Below are 433 nucleotides of genomic sequence, written 5' to 3' on the forward strand. Positions count from 1 at the left end.
ACACATGCTCGCCCAACGCCTTGCGCGCCAATAACGCGCGGTAGCCCGCGATCAGGCCGTCGTCTTCGAGCCGGCGGATGCGGTTCAGCGTGGCGCGGGCCGAGAGGTTGACCACCTCGGMCAGCGCCTGCGCGCTCATGCGGCCGTCGCTTTGCAGCAGCTCCAGCAGGGTTTGGTCCACGCGGTCCAGGGCCATGTGGGTTCAGTCCAGGGTTTTGACCGCGGCAATGCGGCGCAGCAGCTGCTGCACGATGTCGGACTGCATGTCGCGGTACAGCAGGCCTTCTTCAGCTTCTTTGGCCAGCACCGCGGATTCGTTGAAGCTGATGTCGCGCTGCTGGATGATCTCGGTGTCCTCGATCAGGTCGCGCCCCTGCGGCGTGCGCATGCGAAATTTCAGGCGAATGCGCAGCTGGAACTCGCGCACCTGGCC

2 protein-coding genes are annotated in these 433 nt (G+C 65.5%); both read right to left on the reverse strand.

What is annotated here, in order from left to right:
* Positions 1–196: Lrp/AsnC family transcriptional regulator (locus AC1D1Y_RS26475; RefSeq protein ID WP_477684964.1), on the reverse strand; the 196-nt coding region annotated here is incomplete at its 3' end.
* A gap of 6 nt (positions 197–202) precedes the next feature.
* A partial coding sequence (locus tag AC1D1Y_RS26480; RefSeq protein ID WP_477684965.1) for an LPS-assembly lipoprotein LptE occupies positions 203–433 on the reverse strand: 231 nt, incomplete at its 5' end.

The organism is Polaromonas sp. P1_G1 (genome assembly GCF_056405595.1).